The following is a 22,680-nucleotide window of genomic DNA, read 5'->3' as shown; positions in this document are numbered from 1 at the left end:
CCAAGCTCGAAACCATGTGGACGTTGGTGGTCTTGGCAGGCGCTGGGGTAGTCGCTGGTGCCGGTGCTCGGGCGATCGTCGACAGTTGGTTGCGGCGACACGGTTATCGACCAGCCGTGACTCGCTGTTGTGCGCCGCAGTGCGCTGTCGCCACAGGTTGGGTTGCCGTCGGCGCACTGAATACCTCGGTGGTGCAACTGATCTCAGGTCTTGCCGTGGTGTGGTGGTGCGTCGCAATCTCGACTGTCGACCTGGCTGTGCGCCGGCTGCCCAACAGTTTCACGCTGCCGGGCTACGCCGTCGTGATGGTCTACGCGGCGGCGTCGGGAACGGTGTGGGTTGCTGCGGTGGGATCGGCACTGCTCGCCGGAATCCACCTCCTGGCGCACGTGATGTCGCCTGGTTCCATGGGTCTCGGCGATGTGAAGCTCTCTCTTCCGTTGGGCGCTCTGACCGGATTGGTGGGCGCTGACGCCTGGCTGTGGTCGTTGGTGTCTGCATCGGTGCTCACCGCAACCCTGGGTGTCGTGATCGAACTGCGAAAACTGGGCCGGCGACAGTCGGGGCCGGTAGCCCACAATTCGCCCATCGCGCACGGTCCCTCGATGTGCCTGGCAGCCTGCGGTTCGATGGCGTTTGCCTGGTTGACGTGACGAGTGCAACATCCGCGGAAAACCTTGCGTTATTGACTATTCAACGACGGACCGTGATCTGCAGGAAAGACGTAACCGTCGGTTTCATAAAGGCGGGTATCGCAGGCGCGCAGTCCCAGCATGCGGCGAGTCGGACTTGCCGAATGTCCACTCCCTGACGTTGACTGAGGCTTCGGAAATGGGACAAAACGAATCTCGTTTCGCACTCGATTATCGGGGGAACCTATGCGCACAAGGCTTTTCGTCGCTGCGGCAGCCTGCTTGGCGGCTGTGGCTGCAGGGGCGGGCGTCGCCGGCGCCGCGCCTGCACCTTCGTCGGTGGCACTGGGCGGGGGCTCAGGAATCCTGCTGCCGGACGTGGATCATTCCGATCCGGAGCAAGTTGCTGCCTGCACATTGACCGCGGTCGGATACGACAACGCCGGCTCGCTCGTGGCACTCACCGCCGGACACTGCGGAGTTGTCGGGGACCGGGTGTTCGCCGAATACCTGCCCGAAGCCGGCCCCATCGGTCGGTTCTCCTACTCGAGTCCGGTCTCGGATATCGCGGTGATCGATCTCGACGACGCGAAGGTAGCCCCGCTACGTACCGTCGGCGGCACGACGATCAACGGAATCGGCGCTCCGCCTGCACCGGGCACGATCGTGTGCAAGGAAGGCCGATCGACCGGCAACACGTGCGGTATCACCTGGGGCTACGACTCCGTCTACGGTGAAATTGTCGAGCACACGTGCTCGATTCCCGGAGACTCCGGTGGACCACTCGTCGTCGGCGATCGCCTGGTGGGCTTGATCAGCAACGGCTTCCCGCCGTACTGCTTCGAGCCGCTTCCGCCGCCGTTCCACGCTCCCGACAACTCGGCGGACATCAACATCGGTTTGGCTGACATCAACGCCAACGGTGGAGGATTCCGCCTTCTCTAGACCCACAGGTACTGCTGAGATGGCCCACACGCATCGTGCGTGTGGGCCATCTGTGTTCACCGGGAGGGCCACTGTGACAACTGAGGTCCGCGACGTGGAAAGATGGTCGGCGTGCTGCGTTGGATAACTGCCGGAGAATCCCATGGTCCCGCCCTCGTCGCGATGCTCGAGGGCATGGTCGCGGGGGTCGAAGTGACCTCTGAGGCCATCTCGTCCGAACTTGCCCGTCGTCGACTCGGTTACGGCCGAGGCGCGCGGATGAAGTTCGAGGCCGACAAGGTCACCATTATCGGTGGTGTCCGCCACGGATTTACGCTCGGTGGCCCCGTGGCCATCGAAATCGGCAACACCGAGTGGCCCAAGTGGGAAACCATCATGTCCGCCGACCCGGTCGACCCGGACCTGCTCGCCGATCAGGCTCGCAATGCCCCGTTGACGCGCCCGCGTCCCGGTCACGCCGATTACAGCGGCATGCTCAAGTACGGCTTCAACGACGCGCGTCCCGTCCTCGAGCGCGCCAGCGCTCGCGAGACCGCAGCCCGTGTAGCCGCCGGAACAGTCGCACGGTCGTTCCTGCGTCAGGTATTCGGTGCCGAGGTCGTTTCACACGTCATTTCCATCGGTGCTTCCGAGCCTTACGTCGGGCCCGTGCCGGAGGGCAAGGACCTGGACGCGATCGACGCGAGCCCGGTCCGCGCATTCGACAAGGCTGCAGAAGAGTCGATGATCGCCGAGATCGAATCGGCCAAGAAGGACGGCGACACCCTCGGTGGCGTCGTCGAGGTCGTCATCCACGGCCTGCCGGTCGGACTCGGCACTTTCGTCAGTGGCGCCGAGCGTCTCGATTCACGACTTGCCGCAGCTCTCATGGGAATTCAGGCCATCAAGGGTGTCGAGGTTGGTGACGGCTTCGAGACCGCGCGTCGTCGTGGCAGCGAAGCTCACGACGAAATCCGCCCGGGCCCGGACGGCATCGTGCGCTCCACCAACCGCGCAGGCGGTATCGAAGGTGGCATGACCAATGGTGAGGCCCTTCGAGTTCGCGCCGCGATGAAGCCGATCTCGACGGTTCCGCGCGCTCTGGCGACGGTCGACATGGAGAGCGGCGAGGAAGCGGTTGCCATCCACCAGCGCAGCGATGTGTGCGCGGTTCCGGCCGCCGGCGTCGTCGCCGAATCGATGGTTGCGCTTGTCGTGGCTCAGGCCGCACTCGAAAAGTTCGGTGGTGATTCCATTGCTGAAACCACTGCCAACTACCGTCGTTACGCCGAGGGCATCGCAGCCCGACCGCCTCGATAGGACTCACGTATCGATGAAGCCGAAGGCTGTACTCATCGGTCCGCCCGGTGCCGGCAAATCGACCATCGGTCGACGTCTCGCGCAGGCACTCGAACTCGAATTGGTCGATACCGACGCCGAGATCGAACGGACCACGGGTAGAACGATCCCGGAGATCTTCACCCATGACGGAGAGCCTCGGTTTCGTGAGATCGAGGAATCGGTGGTTCGCGACGCGTTGCAGGCCACCGACGGAATCGTCTCGCTCGGCGGTGGTGCGATCCTGTCCGATCGCACGCGCGAACTGCTCCAGGGTCACACGGTCATCTACCTGGAGATCAGTGTCGCCGAAGGGCTTCGCCGCACGGGGGCGAACAATCATCGTCCGCTGCTGGCCGGCGGAGATCCCAAGGTCAAGTACCAGGAGCTGATGAGGCGTCGTCGTCCGCTGTACCGGCGTTCGGCCACGATTCGGATTCGGACCGACGGCCGAAGCCCGGCGCGTGTCGTCGGGCAATTGGTGTCGAAACTTCAAGACAAATGAACAACCGGAGCGGAGTAGTGGAGCAGTGACCGAACCCGTACGTGTAGAGGTGAAGACCGCAAGTCCCTACCCGGTCGTGATCGGCCGCGGCCTGCTCGGTGACCTTGTTGCCGAGTTCGACGGCGCGCGCACTGTCGCGATCTTCCATCAGCCGCCGCTGGCAGAGACCGCGGAGGCTGTACGGGCTGCGTTGGCGGAGAAGGGGATCGACGCTCACCGCATCGAAATCCCCGACGCCGAGGACGGTAAGGATCTTGCCGTCGCGGGCTTCTGCTGGGACGTGCTCGGCCGGATCGGCCTGACTCGCAGCGACGCGATCATGAGCTTGGGCGGGGGAGCGGCGACCGACCTCACCGGCTTCGTCGCGGCTACGTGGATGCGTGGTGTCAAGGTTGTTCACGTCCCCACCACTTTGCTCGCGATGGTCGACGCAGCAGTGGGCGGCAAGACCGGTATCAACACCGAAGCGGGCAAGAACCTCGTCGGTTCGTTCCACGAGCCGGGAGCGGTGTTCATCGATCTCGCGACGCTCGAGACTGTGCCGCACAACGAGATCGTTGCAGGCATGGCCGAGGTCATCAAGACCGGATTCATCGCCGACCCGGTGATCCTGGACCTCATCGAAGCCGATCCCAAGGCTGCTCTCGATCCGTCGGGAACTGTTCTGCCGGAGCTGATTCGGCGCTCCGTCGAGGTCAAGGCCAAGGTCGTGGCCGCGGATCTGCGCGAGTCGGATCTGCGCGAAATCCTCAACTACGGCCACACCCTCGGCCACGCGATCGAACGTCGTGAGCGCTACAAGTGGCGCCACGGTGCCGCTGTCTCCGTCGGCCTGGTCTTCGCTGCCGAACTCGGACGGCTCGCGGGCCGACTCGACGACGCCACCGCCGATCGTCACAAGTCGATCCTCGATCTCGTCGGGCTGCCGACGTCGTACGACGGTGATGCGTTCGGCGATCTGATGAAGGGAATGCAGACCGACAAGAAGAACCGTGCCGGGCTGCTCCGTTTCGTGGTCCTCGACGGCCTCGCCAAGCCGGGCCGCCTCGAAGGGCCGGATCCGAGCCTGCTGGTCGCGGCGTACTCCGCGATCGCCCGTGATCCCAGGCCGGCCGGCGGAACGGTCCTGCTGTGAGGATCAACGTCGTCAACGGACCCAATCTGGGGCGTCTGGGTAAGCGTCAGCCCGAGGTCTACGGCGCGACCACACACGACGATCTGATCGAATTGTGCGTCGCGGCAGGTAAGGAGCTCGGCGTCGAGGTGATCGTCCGTCAGAGCGATCACGAAGGCGATCTGCTCGGTTGGATCCACGACGCGGCGGACGCGGGGGAACCGGTGATCCTCAATGCCGGCGGCTTGACGCACACGTCGGTGGTCCTGCGAGATGCATGCGCCGAACTGACCGCAGGTCTCGTCGAGGTGCACATCTCGAACGTTCATGCGCGAGAAGAGTTTCGGCACCATTCCTACCTGAGTCCGATTGCGACCGGCGTGATCGTCGGACTCGGCGTCGCCGCGTATCCGCTGGCGATCAGGTTCCTCGCCGAGCGAGGCTGAACGAGGGAAGTCGAAAAGCCGACCACACAAATGCGGCCCCGAGGAAAATTTCCTCGGGGCCGCATTTGTGTGTGTGGACGGCGGGCGTTACTGCTCGCGCTTGCCCAGATCGATCGCTGGGAAGACCGCGGTATCGGCGTCGGATTCCTCGACGGACATGGCGGCTCCGCTGTATGCGTGCTGCTCGGTGGGGGAGTCGTAGCCCTCGCTGACGGGCACCGGTTCGTGGTGACGCTCGTGGGACGGGGTCTGCGGAGCGGTTCCGTTCTTGCGCTGTTCACGACTGACGAAGAAACGTCCGACGGTGATGGCGATCATGGCGGGGACGAAGATGAGAAGGATCGTGAACGCCGCACCGGAGGTCACCTCGAAGAACAAGCCCTGCTGAGTGAGTTCGAGGGAGGGGACCAGGCTGAGTGCCCAGCTGGCAGCGCCGGCGACGAATCCGCCGACCAAAGCAGCTTTGAGCCACAGCATGGTCAGATCGGCGCCGTCCTCGGGTTCCGGGAAGTTTCGGCGGTCGCGAATGCCGTCGATACCACCCCAGATCGCGGCGAAGACGATGACGATCAACAGGGACAGCCAGCGCAGGGTGGACCCCTGAAGCGGCCACTGTGCGATTGCTGCACCGAGCAATGCACGAAACACAACATGTATCAGGGCCATGCCGAGGCCACGTACCAACCACGCATTCATGGGTACAGCCTAACTAGAACCCATTACACCTTGTGGCCTAACCCACACTTATTGCTGTAACCGTGAGTTTCGAGTTGATCGGCAGGTCTGCGAGGGCGGTAGGTTCGAGGGATGCCGGTCGACTTCAGAACACGCCGTGAATCCCTCAGACGCCTCCTCGCGGAGCGCGAACTCGACGCGATTCTCGTCACAGATCTCCTCAATATCAGGTACCTCACCGGTTTCACCGGTTCCAATGCTGCGCTCGTCGTCAGTGCGTCCGATTCGGCGTCCGACGAACGCGCGACGGTGATCTGCACCGACGGTCGTTACGTGACGCAGGTGGCGGAGCAGGTTCCGGACCTGCGCGCTGAAATCGCCCGTTCGAGTGCTGCGCACTTGATCGAGAAGTCGACGATGCCCGTTCTCGCGTTCGAGTCACACGTCGCGACGTTCGCCGAACATCGCGCATGGACCGAGGCAGCGCCGAAGATCCGGTTCGAACCGGTGAGTGGACTCGTCGAACAGTTGCGCATGGTCAAGGACGAGCACGAGGTGGAGTTGTTGCGCGCCGCATGCACTTCAGCCGATGTCGCGTTGGCGCAGTTGATCGCTCGCGGCGGTCTGCGACCTGGCCGAACCGAACGAGAGGTCGGTCGTGAACTGGAAAACCTGATGCTCGACAACGGCGCAGACGGTATTTCCTTCGAGACGATCGTGGCGGCAGGCGTCAACTCGGCGATTCCGCATCACCGACCGACCGACGCGATCCTGGCGTCGGGTGACTTCGTGAAACTCGACTTCGGCGCACAGGTCGGTGGGTACCACTCGGACATGACCCGGACGTACGTGCTCGAGTCCGTTTCCGATTGGCAACGGGAGATTTACGAACTCGTCGCGCGGTCACAAGCTGCCGGTTGCGATGCCCTCGCTCCGGGTGTCGAATGTGCGGCCGTGGACGCCGCCGCCCGTTCGGTGATCGACGATGCAGGCTACGGCGAGTTGTTCCTGCACGGCCTCGGCCACGGTGTCGGCCTCGAAATCCACGAAGCACCGGGAATCGGCAAGCTCGGCACCGGTACACTTCTTTCCGGCGCGGCGGTGACCGTCGAGCCGGGCGTGTACTTCTCCGGGCGCGGAGGTGTACGGATCGAGGACACGCTCGTTGTTCGTGAGCAGGGGCCAGAGCTGCTCACACTGACCGCAAAAGACCTTACCGTCGTCTGAGACGGTTTCCCGACCCCTAGGAGACGCGAAGCAAGTGGCTTCCACCAGTGATTTCAAGAATGGTCTGGTTCTGCAGATCGAAGGCCAGCTGTGGACGATCATCGAGTTCCAGCATGTCAAGCCCGGCAAGGGCCCTGCCTTCGTGCGCACCAAGCTCAAGAACGTGCTCTCGGGCAAGGTAGTGGACAAGACGTTCAACGCCGGTGTGAAGGTCGAGACCGCCACGGTCGACCGTCGTGACATGACCTACCTGTACCACGACGGCAGCGACTACATCTTCATGGACGGCGACACCTACGACCAGGTGTCGATCAGTGAATCCACCGTCGGCGACCAGTCGCGTTTCCTGCTCGAGAACATGGCCGTCCAGGTCGCGACCCACGAAGACGTTCCCCTCTTCGTCGAGCTTCCGGTCACGGTCGAGCTCGTCGTCAAGCACACCGATCCGGGCCTGCAGGGCGACCGCTCCACCGGCGGCACCAAGCCTGCCACCCTCGAGACCGGTGCCGAGATCAACGTGCCGCTCTTCATCAACACCGGTGACAAGCTCAAGGTCGATTCCCGTGACGGCAACTACCTCGGGCGTGTGAATTCCTGAGTGTCCGGCACACATAAGAAACTCGGTGCACGCCACAAGGCGCGCAAGCGTGCCGTCGACTTCCTCTTCGAAGCCGAGGCACGTGACCTCGATCCGGTCGCGCTCGCATCGGAGCGTTCCGATCTGTCCGTCAAGGACGACGCGGTAGCACCCGTCGCGGCCTACACCGTCACGTTGGTGTCCGGCGTTGCGGAGAATCTGGACCGGATCGATCAGGTCATCTCCTCGCATCTGCAGGATTGGACGCTCGAGCGTCTGCCCGCCGTCGACCGTGCGATTCTGCGTATCGCCGTGTGGGAGCTCTTCCATGCGACGGACGTTCCGCCGGTTGTCGCCGTGGACGAGGCCGTCGAACTCGCGAAGCAGCTCTCGACGGACGACTCTCCGGGATTCGTCAACGGAATCCTCGGTCAGGTCGTTCTCGTTGCGCCGCAGGTTCGATCGGCTGCAGCTGCGACCTCGCAGCGCGCGCAGGAATCGGATTCGGGTACCGAGTAGCAAGTTCTGTTCCACCACCGCCGTGCGAGTGTCACCGTGCGCGTTGTGTGTCTGCACACAACCGGTCGGAGTCGCTGCTCGCACGGCGGGATCAGGTCTGTCGGCTGATAGGGTGGGGACCGTCAGACATCCTTTAACGATCCGTCCAGTGAGGCGGAGAAGGAGGTCGCTGTATGAGCGTGCCCGAAGGGTCTCGCCCATCCGATCTTGCAGGTCCAGGCAGCGCCAAGGCATCCGCTGGTGCCGAGGCAAGTAGTGAGACCCGTGAATTGTTGTCCGCCCAGGATGTGGGCCGGACCATCGCGCGGATCGCTCACGAGATCATCGAGAAAACCGCACTCGACGGACCCGAGGGAACAGCCCCTCGTGTGGTCCTGATCGGCATCCCGACGCGCGGAACCACCCTCGCCACGCGACTGCGCGCCAAGATCGAAGAATTCTCCGGTGTGCGTCTTCCCATCGGATCTCTCGACATCACGCTCTATCGTGATGATCTCCGCACCAAGCCGCATCGCCCGCTCGAGCGCACGTCCGTCCCCGAAGGTGGCGTCGACAATGCTCTGGTCGTCCTGGTGGACGATGTCCTCTTCTCCGGTCGCACCGTGCGCTCCGCCCTCGATGCGTTGCGCGATCTCGGTCGCCCCCGGGCCGTCCAACTCGCAGTGCTGGTCGATCGCGGTCATCGCGAACTGCCGCTGCGCGCCGACTACGTCGGCAAGAACGTCCCGACCGCGAGGTCAGAAGACGTCAAGGTTCTCTTCCAGGAACACGACGGCAGGGAAGCGGTAGTCATCTCCGGAGGTAAGAGCGCGTGAAGCACCTTCTTTCCATCGCGGACCTCGATCGTGAGTCCGCGGTAGAACTTCTCGACGAGGCAGAACGCTTCGAGCAGGCGCTGCTGGGCCGCGAAGTACGCAAACTCCCGACGCTGCGCGGACGCACGGTCATGACGGTGTTCTTCGAGAACTCGACGCGCACCCGGGTGTCCTTCGAGGTGGCCGGTAAGTGGATGAGCGCGGACGTCATCAACGTCAGCGCATCGAGTTCCTCGGTGTCCAAGGGCGAATCCCTGCGCGATACCGCGATGACCCTGCGCGCGGCCGGTGCTGACGCCCTCATCGTGCGGCATCCGGCTTCGGGTGCCGCCCATCAGATCGCCAAGTGGACCGGAGCGGCCGACGACGGTGGCCCGGCAGTCATCAACGCAGGTGACGGCACGCATGAGCATCCAACTCAGGCGCTTCTCGACGCTTTGACCCTTCGCCAGCGCCTCGGCGACATCGAGGGCAAGCGGATCGCGATCGTCGGCGACATTCTGCACAGCCGTGTGGCCCGCTCCAACGCGCTGCTGCTCTCGATGCTCGGCGCGGAGGTCGTCTTGGTGGCGCCTCCGACACTGCTGCCGGTCGGCGCGCACACGTGGCCGGTCTCGGTCTCGCATTCGCTCGACGCCGAACTGCCCGGACTCGACGCGGTGCTGATGCTGCGGGTTCAGGCCGAACGCATGAACGGCGGCTTCTTCCCTTCGCAGCGCGAGTACTCGATCAACTACGGCCTGTCCGAGAAGCGACTGGCGATGCTGGCCGACCACGCGGTGGTCTTGCACCCCGGTCCGATGCTGCGCGGCATGGAGATCTCATCCGCCGTCGCCGATTCCTCGAAAACTGCTGTACTGCAACAGGTTACCAACGGCGTACACATGCGCATGGCTGTCTTGTTCCGACTGCTGGTCGGGTCGGAGGACGGTGCGCTGTGACCAGAAACGAGAACGGAGAATCACCCGTGAGTGTCCTGCTCCGCGGAGTCCTGATCTACGGAGAAGGTGAGCCCACCGACGTACTCGTCGGCGACGGCACGATCCTCGAGATCGGCGTGGACCTCGATCCGGCCACGGCATCCGAGGTGATCGATGCCGGCGGGCAGATCCTCCTTCCCGGCTTCGTGGACCTGCACACCCATCTACGTGAGCCTGGTCGCGAAGACACCGAGACCATCGAAACCGGAAGCTCGGCGGCCGCTCTGGGTGGATACACCGCGGTCTTCGCGATGGCGAACACGAGCCCCGTCGCCGATTCGGTGGTCATCACCGATCACGTCTGGCGACGCGGACAGGAAGTCGGCCTCGTCGACGTCCACCCCGTCGGCGCAGTCACCGCAGGCCTGGAGGGCAAGCAGCTCGCCGAGATGGCGACCATGGCCGCAGGCGTCGGCAAGGTCAAGATGTTCTCCGACGACGGTCACTGCGTCTACGACCCACTGATCATGCGTCGCGCGCTCGAATACTCCAGCTCACTGGGCGTCCTGATCGCGCAGCACGCGGAAGAACCGCGTTTGACGGTCGGTGCGGTCGCCCACGAGGGCCCCACGGCCGCGCGTCTCGGCCTGGCCGGTTGGCCGCGAGCAGCCGAAGAATCGATCGTGGCCCGTGACGCACTGCTCGCGCGTGACGCCGGCGCCCGCGTTCACATCTGCCACGCATCCACCGCCGGAACCGTCGAACTCGTGAAGTGGGCTCGCAGCCAAGGGATTTCGATCACCGCCGAGGTCACCCCGCATCACCTGCTCCTCGATGATTCACGTCTCGAGACGTACGACGCCATCAACAAGGTCAACCCGCCACTTCGTGAGGCCAGCGATGTTGCTGCCCTGCGCAAGGGTCTGGCCGAGGGCATCATCGACTGCGTGGCCACCGATCACGCTCCGCACGCCGAGCAGGACAAGTGCTGCGAATTCGCGGCCGCCCGCCCCGGAATGCTCGGCCTCGAGACCGCGCTCTCGATCATCGTGCAGACGATGGTCCAGCCCGGCCTGTTGGACTGGCGCGGTGTTGCCCGGGTCATGAGCGAGCGCCCAGCGGCGATCGTCGGACTCGACGATCAAGGCCGTCCCATCGAGGTGGGGGAGCCCGCCAACCTGACATTGGTCGATCCGTCGGCCGAGTGGACGGTCCACGGCCCAGACCTGGCGAGTGTCGCGCATAACACTCCGTACGAGTCGATGACATTGCCCGCACGGGTCACGACCACACTGTTACGTGGCCGCATCACCGCACACGACGGGAATGTGCGGCTGCGGAGTAGCGAGGAGTAGCGCGTCATGGACAGAGCACTGTGGATCATCGGTCTGGCGATCTTCTGGGTCGCAATGATCGGCCTGATGTACGTCGGTTGGCGTGGACGCGCTCGACGCCAGAAAGACAAGATCGGCGAACTGCCGACGGTACCGGCAACCCTGGGTGAACTGCTCGTCCTGCCGACCACCGGCCTGTACGTCGGTAGCACCATCGCACCCAGTTGGCAGGACCGCATCGCCGTCGGCGACCTCGGTTTCCGCGCCACCTGCGAGATCAGCCGCTACAGCGGCGGAATTCTGGTCGAGCGTGACGGTGCGTCGGCCATCTGGATTCCGGAGAAGTCGATCCGCGCGATCCGCACGGAGAACGGTCTTGCCGGCAAGGTCATGAGCAAGGACGGCGTCCTGGTGATTCGCTGGGAATTGCCGAGCGGAACCGAGATCGACACGGGCGTGCGCGGTGACGACAAGACGGTTTATCCGGACTGGGTCAAGCCGGTAACTGCTTCGAACAAGACTGCTTCGAACAAGACTGCCTCGAACAAGACGAATGACAACGAAGACGCAAGCTCTGGCGACATCGAGCAGAACGGAAAGAACGCATGAGCGGCTTTGGCAACAGCCCCGCAGTACTGGTCCTCGAAGACGGACGGGTGTTCCGCGGAACCACCTTCGGTGCGGTTGGACAGACCCTGGGCGAAGCGGTGTTCAGCACCGGCATGACCGGCTACCAGGAAACGCTCACCGATCCCAGCTACCACCGCCAGATCGTGGTCTCCACCGCGCCGCAGATCGGCAACACCGGCTGGAACGACGAAGACGACGAGTCGGTCGGACCGACCGGCGAGAGTGCCGGCGCCAAGATCTGGGTTGCCGGGTACGTCGTTCGTGACCCCTCGCGCGTCACCTCGAGCTGGCGTGCAACCGGTTCGCTGCAGGCCAAGCTCGAAGAGCAGGGCATCGTCGGAATCGCCGGGATCGACACTCGTGCCCTGGTTCGCCACCTGCGTACTCGCGGTTCGATGAAGGCAGGCGTCTTCTCCGGTGAAGCCATCGCCGCCGATGACGAACTGGTCCGACGGGTTCAGGATCAGCCGACCATGCTCGGCGCCGATCTTGCCGGTGAAGTCAGCACCACCAGCGGCTACGTCGTCGAGCCGAAGGGCGGGGAGGCGCTGTACACGGTTGCCGCCATCGACCTCGGTATCAAGACCAACACCCCGCGCATGTTCGCCGAGCGCGGTATCCGCGTCCACGTGTTGCCGTCCAATGCGAGTCTCGAACAGATCCTCGACCTCAAGGCCGACGGAGTGTTCCTCTCCAACGGTCCCGGTGACCCGGCCACCGCCGACGGCGCAGTGCACCTGACAAAAGAGGTCATCGGACAGGGCTTGCCGCTGTTCGGTATCTGCTTCGGCAACCAGATCCTGGGCCGCGCACTCGGCCTGAGCACGTACAAGATGAAGTTCGGCCACCGCGGCATCAACATCCCGGTGATCGAGCATCAGACGGGTCGCATCGCGATCACCGCGCAGAACCACGGCTTCGCACTCGAAGGTGAAGCCGGCCAGGAATTCGACACCCCGTTCGGTCGCGCCGTGGTAAGCCACACCTGCGCCAATGACGGAGCCGTCGAAGGTGTTCGCCTGCTGGACGATTCGGCCTTCTCGGTGCAGTACCACCCGGAGGCGGCAGCCGGCCCGCACGACGCTGCGTACCTCTTCGACCGCTTCACCAGCCTGCTCTCCGCACGGAAAGAAACCGGAGTCAAGAACTAATGCCACGCCGTACAGATCTCAAGCACATCCTGGTAATCGGCTCCGGTCCGATCGTCATCGGTCAGGCCTGTGAGTTCGACTACTCGGGCACCCAGGCTTGCCGCGTCCTCCAGGAGGAGGGCCTGCGCGTCAGCCTGGTCAACTCCAACCCGGCCACCATCATGACGGACCCCGAGTTCGCCGACGCCACGTACGTCGAGCCGATCACGGCCGAGTTCCTCGAGAAGGTCATCGCCAAGGAAGCGTTGCAGGGCAACAAGATCGACGCCGTCCTCGCGACGCTCGGCGGTCAGACCGCTCTCAACGCCGCTGTGGCGCTGCACGAGCAGGGCATCCTCGAGAAGTACGACGTCGAGCTGATCGGCGCCGACTTCGACGCCATCCAGCGCGGCGAGGATCGCCAGAAGTTCAAGGACATCGTCGCCAAGGTCGGTGGCGAATCCGCGAAGTCCGCAGTTTGCTACACGATGGACGAAGTACACGCCACGGTCGCCGAACTCGGTTACCCGGTTGTCGTGCGTCCGTCCTTCACCATGGGCGGCCTCGGTTCCGGCATGGCGTACGACGTCGACGATCTCAACCGCATCGCCGGTGGCGGTCTGGCCGCGTCGCCGACGGCGAACGTCCTGATCGAGGAATCCATCCTCGGCTGGAAGGAATACGAACTCGAGCTGATGCGCGACAGTCGCGACAACGTCGTGATCGTCTGCTCCATCGAGAACGTCGACCCGGTCGGTGTCCACACCGGAGACTCGGTCACCGTCGCTCCCGCGATGACGCTGACCGACCGCGAGTACCAGGCGATGCGCGACCTCTCCATCGATATTCTGCGTGAGGTGGGCGTCGACACCGGCGGCTGCAACATCCAGTTCGCGATGGACCCGAAGGACGGCCGCCTGGTTGTCATCGAGATGAACCCGCGCGTTTCCCGCTCGTCGGCGCTGGCGTCGAAGGCGACCGGTTACCCGATCGCCAAGATGGCCGCCAAGCTTGCCATCGGCTACACGCTCGACGAGATCGTCAACGACATCACCAAGGAAACCCCGGCTTGCTTCGAGCCGACACTCGACTACGTCGTCGTCAAGGCTCCGCGGTTCGCTTTCGAGAAGTTCCCCGGTGCCGACGGAACCCTGACCACCACGATGAAGTCGGTAGGCGAGGCCATGAGCATCGGCCGCAACTTCACCGAGGCTTTCGGCAAGGTCATGCGTTCACTCGAGACCAAGCGTGCGGGTTACTGGACCGGCGCCGACATCGAGACGGAGAGCCTGGACGCCCTGCTCGCCGATCTGAGCGTTCCGCAGGACGGCCGCATGTACGGCATCGAGAAGGCATTCGCCCTCGGCGCAACTGTCGAGCAGCTCTTCGACGCCACCAAGATCGATCCGTGGTTCCTCGACCAGTTCCAGCAGATTCACGAGCTCGGTGAAAAGCTTCGCGCTGCAGAGTCTTTCGACGAGGCTGCCCTGCGTCAGGCCAAGTACCACGGCATCTCGGACCGCCAGATCGCGGCTCTGCGCCCCGAACTCGGTGGTGACACGCACGCAGGTGAGGACGCCGTTCGCGCTCTGCGTGATCAGCTGGGCGTGCGCCCCGTCTACAAGACCGTCGACACCTGCGCCGCAGAGTTCGAGGCCAAGACGCCGTACCACTACTCGACCTACGAGCTTGATCCCGAGGCCGAGTCCGAAGTTGCTCCGCAGACCGAGCGACCCAAGGTTCTGATCCTCGGATCCGGCCCCAACCGCATCGGCCAGGGCATCGAGTTCGACTACTCGTGTGTCCACGCTGCCCAGACGCTGTCCGAGGCCGGGTACGAGACCGTCATGGTCAACTGCAACCCCGAGACCGTCTCCACGGACTACGACACTGCTGATCGCCTGTACTTCGAGCCGCTGACATTCGAGGACGTCTTCGAGGTCTACCGCGCGGAGGCGCAGTCGGGCACCGTTGCCGGCGTCATCGTCCAGCTCGGCGGCCAGACCCCGCTCGGATTGGCGAAGCGCCTCGAAGCTGCCGGCGTTCCCATCGTGGGAACCAGCCCCGCAGCCATCGACCTGGCGGAGGACCGCGGCGAATTCGGTCGGGTGCTCACCGAAGCCGGTCTGCCTGCACCGAAGTTCGGTACCGCCACCACGTTCGACGGCGCCCGCGAGATCGCAGCAGGCATCGGCTACCCGGTGCTGGTGCGTCCGTCGTACGTGCTCGGTGGACGCGGCATGGAGATCGTCTACGACGAGGCTTCACTCGCCGACTACATCTCGCGTGCCACGGAGATCTCCGACGACCGCCCGGTGCTGGTCGACCGCTTCCTCGAAGACGCGGTCGAGATCGACGTCGACGCACTGTGCGACGGCACCGAGGTGTATCTCGGCGGCGTCATGGAGCACATCGAGGAAGCCGGCATTCACTCCGGTGACTCGGCGTGTGCGCTCCCGCCGATCACTCTGGGCCGTGCGGACCTCGAGAACGTCCGCCGCTCCACCGAGGCTCTCGCAAAGGGCATCGGCGTCAAGGGTCTGCTCAACGTCCAGTACGCACTCAAGGACGACATCCTCTACGTGCTGGAAGCAAATCCCCGCGCCAGCCGTACGGTTCCGTTCGTGTCCAAGGCGACGGCCGTCCAGCTTGCCAAGGCATGCGCCCGCGTCATGCTCGGCGAATCGATCGCCGACCTGCGCGCAAGCGGCATCCTGCCGGCGACCGGCGACGGTGGAAACACCCCGGCTGGTGCACCGATCGCGGTCAAGGAAGCTGTGTTGCCGTTCAACCGCTTCCGCCGCGCCGACGGTACCGGCGTGGATACCTTGCTCAGCCCGGAAATGAAGTCCACCGGTGAAGTCATGGGAATCGACTTCGACTTCGGTACGGCTTTCGCCAAGTCGCAGACGGCCGCCTACGGGTCGTTGCCCACCACAGGCGCGGTGTTCGTCTCGGTCGCCAACAAGGACAAGCGTTCGCTGATCTTCCCGGTCAAGCGCCTGGCAGATCTCGGATTCACCATCCTGGCCACCGAAGGAACCGCAGATGTGTTGCGGCGCAACGGTATCGAGTGCAAGCAGGTGTACAAGCAGTCGGGTGAGGATGTTCCGGCCGGTGCCGAGACCATCGTCGACCAGATCCGCAGCGGCGAGGTCGCCATGGTCATCAACACCCCGTACGGCAACAACGGTCCGCGTGTCGACGGCTACGAGATCCGAAGCGCAGCAGTCGCGTCGAACATCCCGTGCATCACGACGGTCCAGGGCGCCTCGGCCGCCGTGCAGGGCATCGAAGCGGCCATCCGCGGCGACATCGGAGTTCACTCCCTGCAGGAACTGCACGCAGGTCTTCGTCAGCCGGCACAGCAGTCGTGAGTCACAGTTGGGGGCATCGTCTCCGGTCCGCGATCGCGGACCGGGGGCGGCTGTGCGTCGGTATCGACCCGCATCCCGCGCTTCTCGACGCGTGGGGACTGCCACGTACCGCCGAAGGTCTCGAGACTTTCGCCGAGATCTGCGTCGAGGCCTTCACCGGTGAGGTTGGACTCGTCAAACCTCAGGTTGCGTTCTTCGAGGCGTACGGAAGCGCCGGCTTCGCCGTGTTGGAGCGGACCATCTCGGTTCTTCGCGATGCTGGAACGCTTGTCGTCGCGGACGCCAAGCGCGGTGACATCGGTTCGACGATGGACGCGTACGCGCAAGCCTGGTTGGGTGATTCGCCGTTGGCCTCCGACTCGGTCACCGTTTCGCCGTACCTGGGATTCGGGGCGTTGGCTCCGACACTCGAACTGGCAAGGCAGAACGCACGCGGGATCTTCGTGCTGGCACGAACCTCCAATCCGGAAGGCGGCGTACTTCAACAGTCGTCGTCTGACGGTGTGAGCGTGGCTCAGTCGATTGTCAACGCTGCGGTCGACGCGAACGCCGACGGACGCGACACCGTCGGACTGGTGGTCGGTGCAACTCGGGACCACGGTCTGGACCTGTCGCAGTTCAACGGCCCGATTCTCGCTCCGGGGCTCGGCGCGCAGGGTGCGACGGCAGCGGATCTCGCAGACATCTTCGCGGGATCGACCGAGCTCCTGCTGCCGAACACTTCCCGTGGGGTGCTCAAGCATGGTCCTTCGGTATCGGCACTTCGGGAGGCAGCAATGCGTGACCGAGACGAGATCGAAGCCGCATTGGCGCACTGATCCGTGAGTGACCTCGAGGCTCGTTCGAGCGGTGGAACCCGGTGGTACCGTCCGTCGGTGAATCGTTGGTGGCAGATCGGACTTCTCGTCGCGGCGTGCGCGCTGCTCGCCACCGGGTTCCAATCCGTCACCGGCGTACACGGCGACGATCTCGCCGTGTACCGGACGGCGGGTCAAGCCGTCCTCGACGGCTCGAACCTGTACGACGAGTCGTTCAACGCAAGACTGCCGTTCACTTATCCGCCCTTCGCTGCGCTCGTCGCCGTTCCGGTCGCCTTGGGTTCCTGGGGTGCGGTCCAGTGGGGATGGAGTTTCGTCAGCCTTCTGATGCTGGCCGCGATCATCGTGCTCAGCTATCGCGAAGTCCCGTTCACACGTAGGCGGCCCGTCGTCGTCTACGTGGGTTTCCTGGTCCTGTGGACGGCGGCATCGCCGATCTCCGATCACCTCGGGTACGGGCAGGTCGGGTTGTTCCTGACACTCCTGTGCCTGATCGACGTGCTGGCTCGACCACGGTGGATTCCCGAGGGTGTGCTGGTGGGGATCGCCGGGGCCGTCAAACTGGTGCCTCTCGTCTACATCGGTTACTACGTGATCACCGGGCGTTGGAAAGCAGTTGCGGGCGCCCTCGCCGGCTTCCTCGGCGCCACGGCACTCGGCTTTGCCGTTCTCCCGCGCCAGACGATCGACTACTTCGGTGACATCGCCTCACTCTCGGGGCGCGTCGCGGTCGGTGACCCGTCCGTGTTCGGTAACCAGTCCGTGCGTGGAATGGCCTTACGGCTACTCCCCGAGGGCCTGGTGGGTCCGGCATGGCTCGTCGCCTGTGCAGTGTTGGGTGTCCTCGGAATTGTCGCGACGCGGCGCGCTCAGCGCCTGCGAGGTGACCTTGCCGGTTTCACGGTGGTGGCTCTGCTGGCGGCAATCGTGACTCCCATTGCCTGGACCCACCACTTCGTGTGGTTGGTGCCGGCGGTGGGTGTGCTCCTCGTTCCGATCAAGTCGGGCGTGGGGGAGGACACCCGATCGGTACCCGCGTGGTCCTGGATCGCGATCGGCCTCACCGCTGCGGTCGTGCTGTTTCGGCTTCCTCGGGTCGGCGCGGACATGGATATCCCGGTCGTCGGCTTCGTCCTGGAGAATTCATTGCTCTGGGCGAGCCTCGCGGTAGTACTCGCTCTGGCCGCCCCCGGCGTGAGCCGCACCGAACCGGACACGGTCGATGCCGACGATCCGAAATCGTCGCTGCCGACCTGAAAACAGGCCGCGACACGCGCATGGGCGTCGAAAATGCTCGAAATTTTTGGATGTGTCGGCGACCACGTTCATTCCCGCAGGTAACGATTTCGCACACACGCATGGGGACGTCGCATCTGATGTATCGAAATGCTTTGTGTTACAGTCTATTTCGGTACTGCACGCACGTTCGTGTTGCGTCGAATCCGTCTCGATCCAGCCGAAAACGGCGACGATGTGTGACATCGATTCGACGCGCATAACCCACCGCGATCTGCATCGGACCGCGGGGGGTGGGTTAGCAATTCGCGCCAGGCGTGAGTACGGTCGCTATCGCTGCTGGTTATCAGCGGAATAGACAAAATTTGCACACGACGAGACGGAGGAACCGTGGCCCTTCCCCAGTTGACTGATGAGCAGCGCGCTGCTGCTTTGGAGAAGGCAGCTGCTGCCCGCAAGGCCAGGGCTGAGCTCAAGGAGCGCCTGAAGCGTGGCGGCACCGACCTCAAGCAGGTCCTCAAGGACGCCGAAGACAACGAAATCTTGGGCAAGATGAAGGTTTCGGCACTGCTCGAGGCGCTGCCCAAGGTGGGCAAGGTCAAGGCTCAGGAGATCATGACCGAGCTGGAGATTGCACCGACCCGTCGCCTTCGTGGCCTCGGTGATCGGCAGCGCAAGGCTCTGCTCACCAAGTTTGACTTCGAGGCCTGAGCCGACAAGTGATGATTGCTGACGCGGCAGTGTCTGATGATTGCTGACGCAACAGTGTCAGAGAGCAAGACCGCAGTGCGGAGGGGTCGGCTGGTTGTACTGGCCGGCCCTTCGGCTGTCGGTAAGTCCAGCGTCGTTCGCGAGCTGAGAACTCGGTTGCCTGAACTCGTTTTCAGCGTTTCGGCGACCACTCGCGATCCCCGTCCCGGTGAAGTGGACGGCAAGGACTACCGATTCACCTCCCGTGAAGAATTTCAACGGATGATCGACTCCGGTGAACTTCTCGAATGGGCGGAAATCCACGGCGGTCTACAGCGCTCCGGCACCCCGGCAGCGCCGATCGAAGAAGCGCTCGAAGCTGGAAAGCCCGTACTCGTCGAGGTCGATCTCGCCGGAGCACGAGCTGTCCGCCAGGCGATGCCCGAAGCTCTGTTGGTGTTCATGGCTCCACCGAGCTGGGACGTTCTGGTGCAACGGCTGACCGGACGGGGAACCGAAACGGAAGACGTCGTGGCACGCCGACTCGAGACGGCCCGAGTGGAATTGGCCGCACAGGACGAGTTCGACACGGTCATCGTGAACGAGGATGTAAGCCGTGCTTGCGATGAGTTGGTATCCTTGTTGGTTGGGAACTGATTCCGCACCCTTCGGGAACCGATTTCCACCCCGTTTCTCAGATATCCGGATCGATAAAACTAGTTCTTCAATGAAGATCTAATTCAGGAGACACAAGAGTGAGCAGCACTTCAGCCGCGTCCGCAGCAGGTCAGGGCGCTCTGCCTGCCTACGACACCCCGCTCGGCATCACCAACCCGCCGATCGACGAGTTGCTCGAACGCACCTCTTCCAAGTACGCCCTGGTCATTTACTCGGCCAAGCGTGCGCGCCAGATCAACGACTACTACAACCAGCTCGGTGACGGCATCCTCGAGTACGTCGGACCTCTGGTCGAGCCCGGTCTGCAGGAAAAGCCGCTGTCCATCGCGTTGCGTGAAATCCACGCTGATCTCCTCGAGCACACCGAAGGCGAGTGAGCACCACGTCTGCCGCACCCGAACCTCGTTCGGGTGTCGGGGGAGTGTCCGACGCGCCCACATCGATACGTAAGCGCATTGTCGTCGGTGTCGGTGGGGGTATCGCCGCGTACAAAGCGTGCTCGATCATCCGCAGCTTCACCGAGAGCGGTCATCACGTCCGCGTGATTCCGACCGAATCCGCTCTGGAGTTCGTCGGCCGCGCCACGTTCGAAGCACTCTCCGGCAACCCGGTTCACACCGGCGTCTTCAACGACGTCCCGCAGGTTCCGCATGTCCGCCTCGGACAGGAAGCCGATCTCGTTGTCATCGCGCCGGCAACCGCTGATCTGATGGCGCGAGCTGTCATGGGCCGCGCAGACGACCTGTTGACAGCCACCTTGTTGACCGCACGCTGTCCGGTCGTCTTCGCCCCCGCAATGCACACCGAGATGTGGGAGCACCCCGCAACGGTGTCCAACGTGGCGACACTGCGCTCGCGCGGCGTCCACGTGATCGAACCTGCCTCCGGGCGTTTGACCGGAAAAGACACCGGGGCCGGTCGACTTCCCGAACCCGACGAGATCGTCGGGTTGGCATCGTTGCTCCTCGAGCGCTCGGACGCGTTGCCGCGCGACCTGGAAGGTCGCCGCATTCTGGTCACCGCCGGCGGTACTCGCGAGCCGCTCGATCCGGTGCGCTTTCTCGGTAATCGCAGCTCCGGCAAACAGGGCTACGCGCTCGCCCGTCTGGCCGCCCAACGCGGCGCTCACGTCACGCTGATCGCCGGTTACACGGCCGATCTTGCCGACCCCGCCGCTGTCGACGTCGTGCACATCAAGACGGCCGAAGATCTCCGGTTGGCAGTGGAGAAGCACGCACCGGGACACGACGGAGTCGTCATGGCTGCAGCTGTCGCGGACTTCCGCCCCGCCACCGTCGAAGGCAGCAAGATCAAGAAGGGCGCAAACGAACCCGACTCGATCAGCCTCACCAGAAATGCCGACATCCTCGCCGGTCTCGTCGAAGCGCGTCGTGACGGCGATCTGGACGCTCGAACGGTGATCGTCGGATTCGCCGCAGAGACCGGTGACGCCCACGGTGACGTTCTCAGTTACGCCCGCTCCAAGCTTGCCCGCAAAGGTTGCGACCTCCTCGTGGTCAATGCGGTCGGCGAGGGCAAGGCGTTCGAGGTCGATCACAACGACGGTTGGCTGCTCGGTTCCGACGGCTCGGAGTCCGCGCTCGAGCACGGATCCAAGGCTTTGATGGCCAGTCGAGTACTCGACGCCCTGGTCAAGCTCTTCCCCGAGTAGCGACACGCGCCCGATGGTGAGAGTTACCCCACGATAATCGGGTGAGCACAAGGGTGTTGCGCAGGCGGTCCAACCGTTATCGTCGGCTCAGCCCCCAGCTAACAAAGCATGACAAAACGGTCACCGAACGGTGATTCGGATACTTCAATAAGCTGTAGTCAAGAACTCAGTCGTCGAGAGGGAGATCTGTGAGCAAGTCCGGCAGTCGGCTATTCACCAGCGAGTCCGTCACCGAGGGGCATCCGGACAAGATCTGTGACGCGATCAGCGACTCGATCCTCGACGCGCTGCTCACCCAGGACCCACGCGCCCGCGTGGCCGTCGAAACTTTGGTCACCACCGGCCAGGTTCACGTAGCCGGCGAGGTCACGACCACTGCGTACGCAGACATTCCGAAGATCGTGCGCGACACGGTCCTCGAGATCGGCTACGACAGCTCGGCAAAGGGCTTCGACGGTAACTCCTGTGGCGTCAACGTCGCGATCGGCGCGCAGTCGCCCGAGATCGCGCAGGGTGTCGATCACTCGCACGAGGCTCGCGTCGACGGAATCAGCGACGACGAGATCGACCGTCAGGGTGCGGGCGACCAGGGCCTGATGTTCGGCTACGCCACCACCGACACGCCGGAACTGATGCCGCTGCCCATCGCGTTGGCTCATCGTCTCTCTCGCCGGTTGACCGAGGTCCGTAAGTCCGGCGTGCTGCCGTACCTGCGCCCGGACGGTAAGACCCAGGTCACCATCGAGTACGACGGTGACAAGGCTGTCCGTCTCGACACCGTGGTCATCTCCACCCAGCATGCCGCTGACATCGACCTCGACAACCTGTTGACGCCCGATCTTCGCGAGAAGGTGCTTCACTCGGTGCTGACCGACGTGAACCTCACCGATCTCGACACCTCCGATGTTCGTCTGCTGGTGAACCCGACGGGCAAGTTCGTCCTCGGTGGCCCGATGGGTGACGCCGGTTTGACCGGCCGCAAGATCATCGTCGACACCTACGGCGGAATGGCTCGCCACGGCGGCGGCGCGTTCTCCGGCAAGGACCCGTCAAAGGTCGACCGAAGCGCTGCCTACGCCATGCGTTGGGTGGCCAAGAACGCTGTTGCCGCAGGTCTGGCCGACCGCATCGAGGTTCAGGTCGCATACGCCATCGGCAAGGCAGCTCCGGTCGGACTCTTCGTCGAAACCTTCGGCACCGAGAAGACCGATCCGGCACGGATCCAGAAGGCGATCACCGAGATCTTCGACCTGCGTCCGGGAGCGATCATCCGCGACCTCGACCTGCTGCGTCCGATCTACGCGCAGACGGCGGCATACGGTCACTTCGGTCGCACCGACATCGACCTCCCGTGGGAGAGCACCGATCGCGCCGACAAGCTGCGTAGCGCAGCTGGTCTCTGATCACTGACGTACAGACGGGG

23 protein-coding genes are annotated in these 22,680 nt (G+C 63.9%); 22 read left to right on the top strand and 1 reads right to left on the bottom strand.

Going from position 1 to position 22,680, the window contains the following annotated elements; translation table 11 throughout:
* Window positions 1-14 precede the first annotated feature (14 nt).
* The 6 genes from ACKAMS_RS00375 to aroQ all read left to right on the top strand — a co-directional run bounded on the left by ACKAMS_RS00375 (window position 15) and on the right by aroQ (window position 4,959).
* On the top strand, window positions 15-653 hold the full coding sequence (locus ACKAMS_RS00375) for a prepilin peptidase (protein WP_408988475.1): 639 nt from the start codon (window positions 15-17) through the stop codon (window positions 651-653).
* Window positions 654-878: 225 nt separating this feature from the next.
* The gene (locus ACKAMS_RS00370; protein WP_141487308.1) at window positions 879-1,577 is read left to right on the top strand and encodes a S1 family peptidase; all 699 of its coding nucleotides are present in this window, start codon (window positions 879-881) and stop codon (window positions 1,575-1,577) included.
* 111 nt (window positions 1,578-1,688) lie between these two features.
* A complete protein-coding gene (gene aroC, locus ACKAMS_RS00365; protein WP_003944974.1) occupies window positions 1,689-2,876 on the top strand; it encodes a chorismate synthase in 1,188 nt (395 codons plus the stop codon).
* 13 nt (window positions 2,877-2,889) lie between these two features.
* Complete coding sequence (locus ACKAMS_RS00360; RefSeq protein WP_020907693.1) at window positions 2,890-3,399, top strand: shikimate kinase; 510 nt, start codon at window positions 2,890-2,892, stop codon at window positions 3,397-3,399.
* Window positions 3,400-3,424: 25 nt separating this feature from the next.
* Entirely contained in the window at window positions 3,425-4,534 is a 1,110-nt protein-coding gene (gene aroB / locus ACKAMS_RS00355; protein ID WP_020907694.1) for a 3-dehydroquinate synthase, read from the top strand.
* The gene (aroQ, locus tag ACKAMS_RS00350) at window positions 4,531-4,959 is read left to right on the top strand and encodes a type II 3-dehydroquinate dehydratase (protein WP_003944916.1); all 429 of its coding nucleotides are present in this window, start codon (window positions 4,531-4,533) and stop codon (window positions 4,957-4,959) included. The genes aroB and aroQ overlap by 4 nt, the downstream gene beginning before the upstream one ends.
* Window positions 4,960-5,046: 87 nt before the next feature.
* Here aroQ and ACKAMS_RS00345 read toward each other — a convergent pair whose 3' ends face one another.
* On the bottom strand, window positions 5,047-5,655 hold the full coding sequence (locus ACKAMS_RS00345; protein ID WP_019748369.1) for a B-4DMT family transporter: 609 nt from the start codon (window positions 5,653-5,655) through the stop codon (window positions 5,047-5,049).
* Between the two features lie 111 nt (window positions 5,656-5,766).
* On the opposite strand from ACKAMS_RS00345, the gene ACKAMS_RS00340 reads away from it, so the two are divergent.
* From ACKAMS_RS00340 to metK, 16 genes are all read left to right on the top strand, one after another.
* On the top strand, window positions 5,767-6,861 hold the full coding sequence (locus tag ACKAMS_RS00340; protein WP_020907697.1) for a Xaa-Pro peptidase family protein: 1,095 nt from the start codon (window positions 5,767-5,769) through the stop codon (window positions 6,859-6,861).
* Between the two features lie 34 nt (window positions 6,862-6,895).
* Window positions 6,896-7,459, top strand: coding sequence for an elongation factor P (efp, locus tag ACKAMS_RS00335; RefSeq protein ID WP_003944958.1), 564 nt, complete (start codon window positions 6,896-6,898; stop codon window positions 7,457-7,459).
* Entirely contained in the window at window positions 7,460-7,957 is a 498-nt protein-coding gene (gene nusB, locus ACKAMS_RS00330) for a transcription antitermination factor NusB (RefSeq protein WP_007728014.1), read from the top strand.
* Between the two features lie 173 nt (window positions 7,958-8,130).
* Window positions 8,131-8,772, top strand: a complete 642-nt coding sequence (gene pyrR / locus ACKAMS_RS00325) for a bifunctional pyr operon transcriptional regulator/uracil phosphoribosyltransferase PyrR (protein WP_042951846.1) — start codon at window positions 8,131-8,133, stop codon at window positions 8,770-8,772.
* A complete protein-coding gene (locus ACKAMS_RS00320) occupies window positions 8,769-9,713 on the top strand; it encodes an aspartate carbamoyltransferase catalytic subunit (RefSeq protein ID WP_211916727.1) in 945 nt (314 codons plus the stop codon). Before pyrR ends, ACKAMS_RS00320 begins: the two co-directional genes overlap by 4 nt.
* Window positions 9,710-11,047 (top strand): dihydroorotase, encoded by a 1,338-nt coding sequence (locus ACKAMS_RS00315; protein WP_007728012.1) that lies wholly within the window; start codon window positions 9,710-9,712, stop codon window positions 11,045-11,047. The genes ACKAMS_RS00320 and ACKAMS_RS00315 overlap by 4 nt, the downstream gene beginning before the upstream one ends.
* A gap of 6 nt (window positions 11,048-11,053) precedes the next feature.
* A complete protein-coding gene (locus ACKAMS_RS00310) occupies window positions 11,054-11,635 on the top strand; it encodes a hypothetical protein (protein WP_020907699.1) in 582 nt (193 codons plus the stop codon).
* A complete protein-coding gene (gene carA / locus ACKAMS_RS00305; protein ID WP_003944927.1) occupies window positions 11,632-12,807 on the top strand; it encodes a glutamine-hydrolyzing carbamoyl-phosphate synthase small subunit in 1,176 nt (391 codons plus the stop codon). The genes ACKAMS_RS00310 and carA overlap by 4 nt, the downstream gene beginning before the upstream one ends.
* Window positions 12,807-16,163, top strand: a complete 3,357-nt coding sequence (gene carB, locus ACKAMS_RS00300; protein ID WP_019748372.1) for a carbamoyl-phosphate synthase large subunit — start codon at window positions 12,807-12,809, stop codon at window positions 16,161-16,163. The genes carA and carB overlap by 1 nt, the downstream gene beginning before the upstream one ends.
* Complete coding sequence (gene pyrF, locus ACKAMS_RS00295; protein WP_151531658.1) at window positions 16,160-16,981, top strand: orotidine-5'-phosphate decarboxylase; 822 nt, start codon at window positions 16,160-16,162, stop codon at window positions 16,979-16,981. Before carB ends, pyrF begins: the two co-directional genes overlap by 4 nt.
* Window positions 16,982-17,038: 57 nt before the next feature.
* Window positions 17,039-18,238, top strand: coding sequence for a glycosyltransferase 87 family protein (locus ACKAMS_RS00290; RefSeq protein ID WP_257237386.1), 1,200 nt, complete (start codon window positions 17,039-17,041; stop codon window positions 18,236-18,238).
* 369 nt (window positions 18,239-18,607) lie between these two features.
* Entirely contained in the window at window positions 18,608-18,928 is a 321-nt protein-coding gene (gene mihF / locus ACKAMS_RS00285; RefSeq protein ID WP_003944825.1) for an integration host factor, actinobacterial type, read from the top strand.
* Window positions 18,929-18,964: 36 nt separating this feature from the next.
* On the top strand, window positions 18,965-19,564 hold the full coding sequence (gene gmk / locus ACKAMS_RS00280; RefSeq protein WP_029255329.1) for a guanylate kinase: 600 nt from the start codon (window positions 18,965-18,967) through the stop codon (window positions 19,562-19,564).
* A 98-nt stretch (window positions 19,565-19,662) separates the two neighbouring features.
* Complete coding sequence (rpoZ, locus tag ACKAMS_RS00275; RefSeq protein ID WP_003944996.1) at window positions 19,663-19,962, top strand: DNA-directed RNA polymerase subunit omega; 300 nt, start codon at window positions 19,663-19,665, stop codon at window positions 19,960-19,962.
* A complete protein-coding gene (gene coaBC, locus ACKAMS_RS00270; protein WP_408988474.1) occupies window positions 19,959-21,257 on the top strand; it encodes a bifunctional phosphopantothenoylcysteine decarboxylase/phosphopantothenate--cysteine ligase CoaBC in 1,299 nt (432 codons plus the stop codon). Before rpoZ ends, coaBC begins: the two co-directional genes overlap by 4 nt.
* Before the next feature lie 188 nt (window positions 21,258-21,445).
* Window positions 21,446-22,660 carry a methionine adenosyltransferase gene (gene metK, locus ACKAMS_RS00265; RefSeq protein ID WP_003944827.1) on the top strand — a complete coding sequence of 405 codons (1,215 nt, stop codon included), beginning with the start codon at window positions 21,446-21,448 and terminating at the stop codon, window positions 22,658-22,660.
* Window positions 22,661-22,680: the final 20 nt, after the last annotated feature.

Source organism: Rhodococcus sp. 5A-K4 (genome assembly GCF_046097995.1).
GTDB lineage: Bacteria > Actinomycetota > Actinomycetes > Mycobacteriales > Mycobacteriaceae > Rhodococcus_F > Rhodococcus_F erythropolis.
This window is presented reverse-complemented; position numbering and strand designations above follow the sequence as displayed.

Excerpts from the sequence above, each read along its gene's own strand:
- ACKAMS_RS00375 (WP_408988475.1), top strand. The coding sequence starts at position 15 with ATGTGGACGTTGGTGGTCTTGGCAGGCGCTGGGGTAGTCGCTGGTGCC.
- ACKAMS_RS00370 (WP_141487308.1), top strand. The coding sequence starts at position 879 with ATGCGCACAAGGCTTTTCGTCGCTGCGGCAGCCTGCTTGGCGGCTGTG.
- ACKAMS_RS00360 (WP_020907693.1), top strand. The coding sequence starts at position 2,890 with ATGAAGCCGAAGGCTGTACTCATCGGTCCGCCCGGTGCCGGCAAATCG.
- ACKAMS_RS00345 (WP_019748369.1), bottom strand. The coding sequence starts at position 5,655 with ATGAATGCGTGGTTGGTACGTGGCCTCGGCATGGCCCTGATACATGTT.
- ACKAMS_RS00340 (WP_020907697.1), top strand. The coding sequence starts at position 5,767 with ATGCCGGTCGACTTCAGAACACGCCGTGAATCCCTCAGACGCCTCCTC.
- pyrR (WP_042951846.1), top strand. The coding sequence starts at position 8,131 with ATGAGCGTGCCCGAAGGGTCTCGCCCATCCGATCTTGCAGGTCCAGGC.
- ACKAMS_RS00310 (WP_020907699.1), top strand. The coding sequence starts at position 11,054 with ATGGACAGAGCACTGTGGATCATCGGTCTGGCGATCTTCTGGGTCGCA.
- carA (WP_003944927.1), top strand. The coding sequence starts at position 11,632 with ATGAGCGGCTTTGGCAACAGCCCCGCAGTACTGGTCCTCGAAGACGGA.
- carB (WP_019748372.1), top strand. The coding sequence starts at position 12,807 with ATGCCACGCCGTACAGATCTCAAGCACATCCTGGTAATCGGCTCCGGT.
- gmk (WP_029255329.1), top strand. The coding sequence starts at position 18,965 with ATGATTGCTGACGCAACAGTGTCAGAGAGCAAGACCGCAGTGCGGAGG.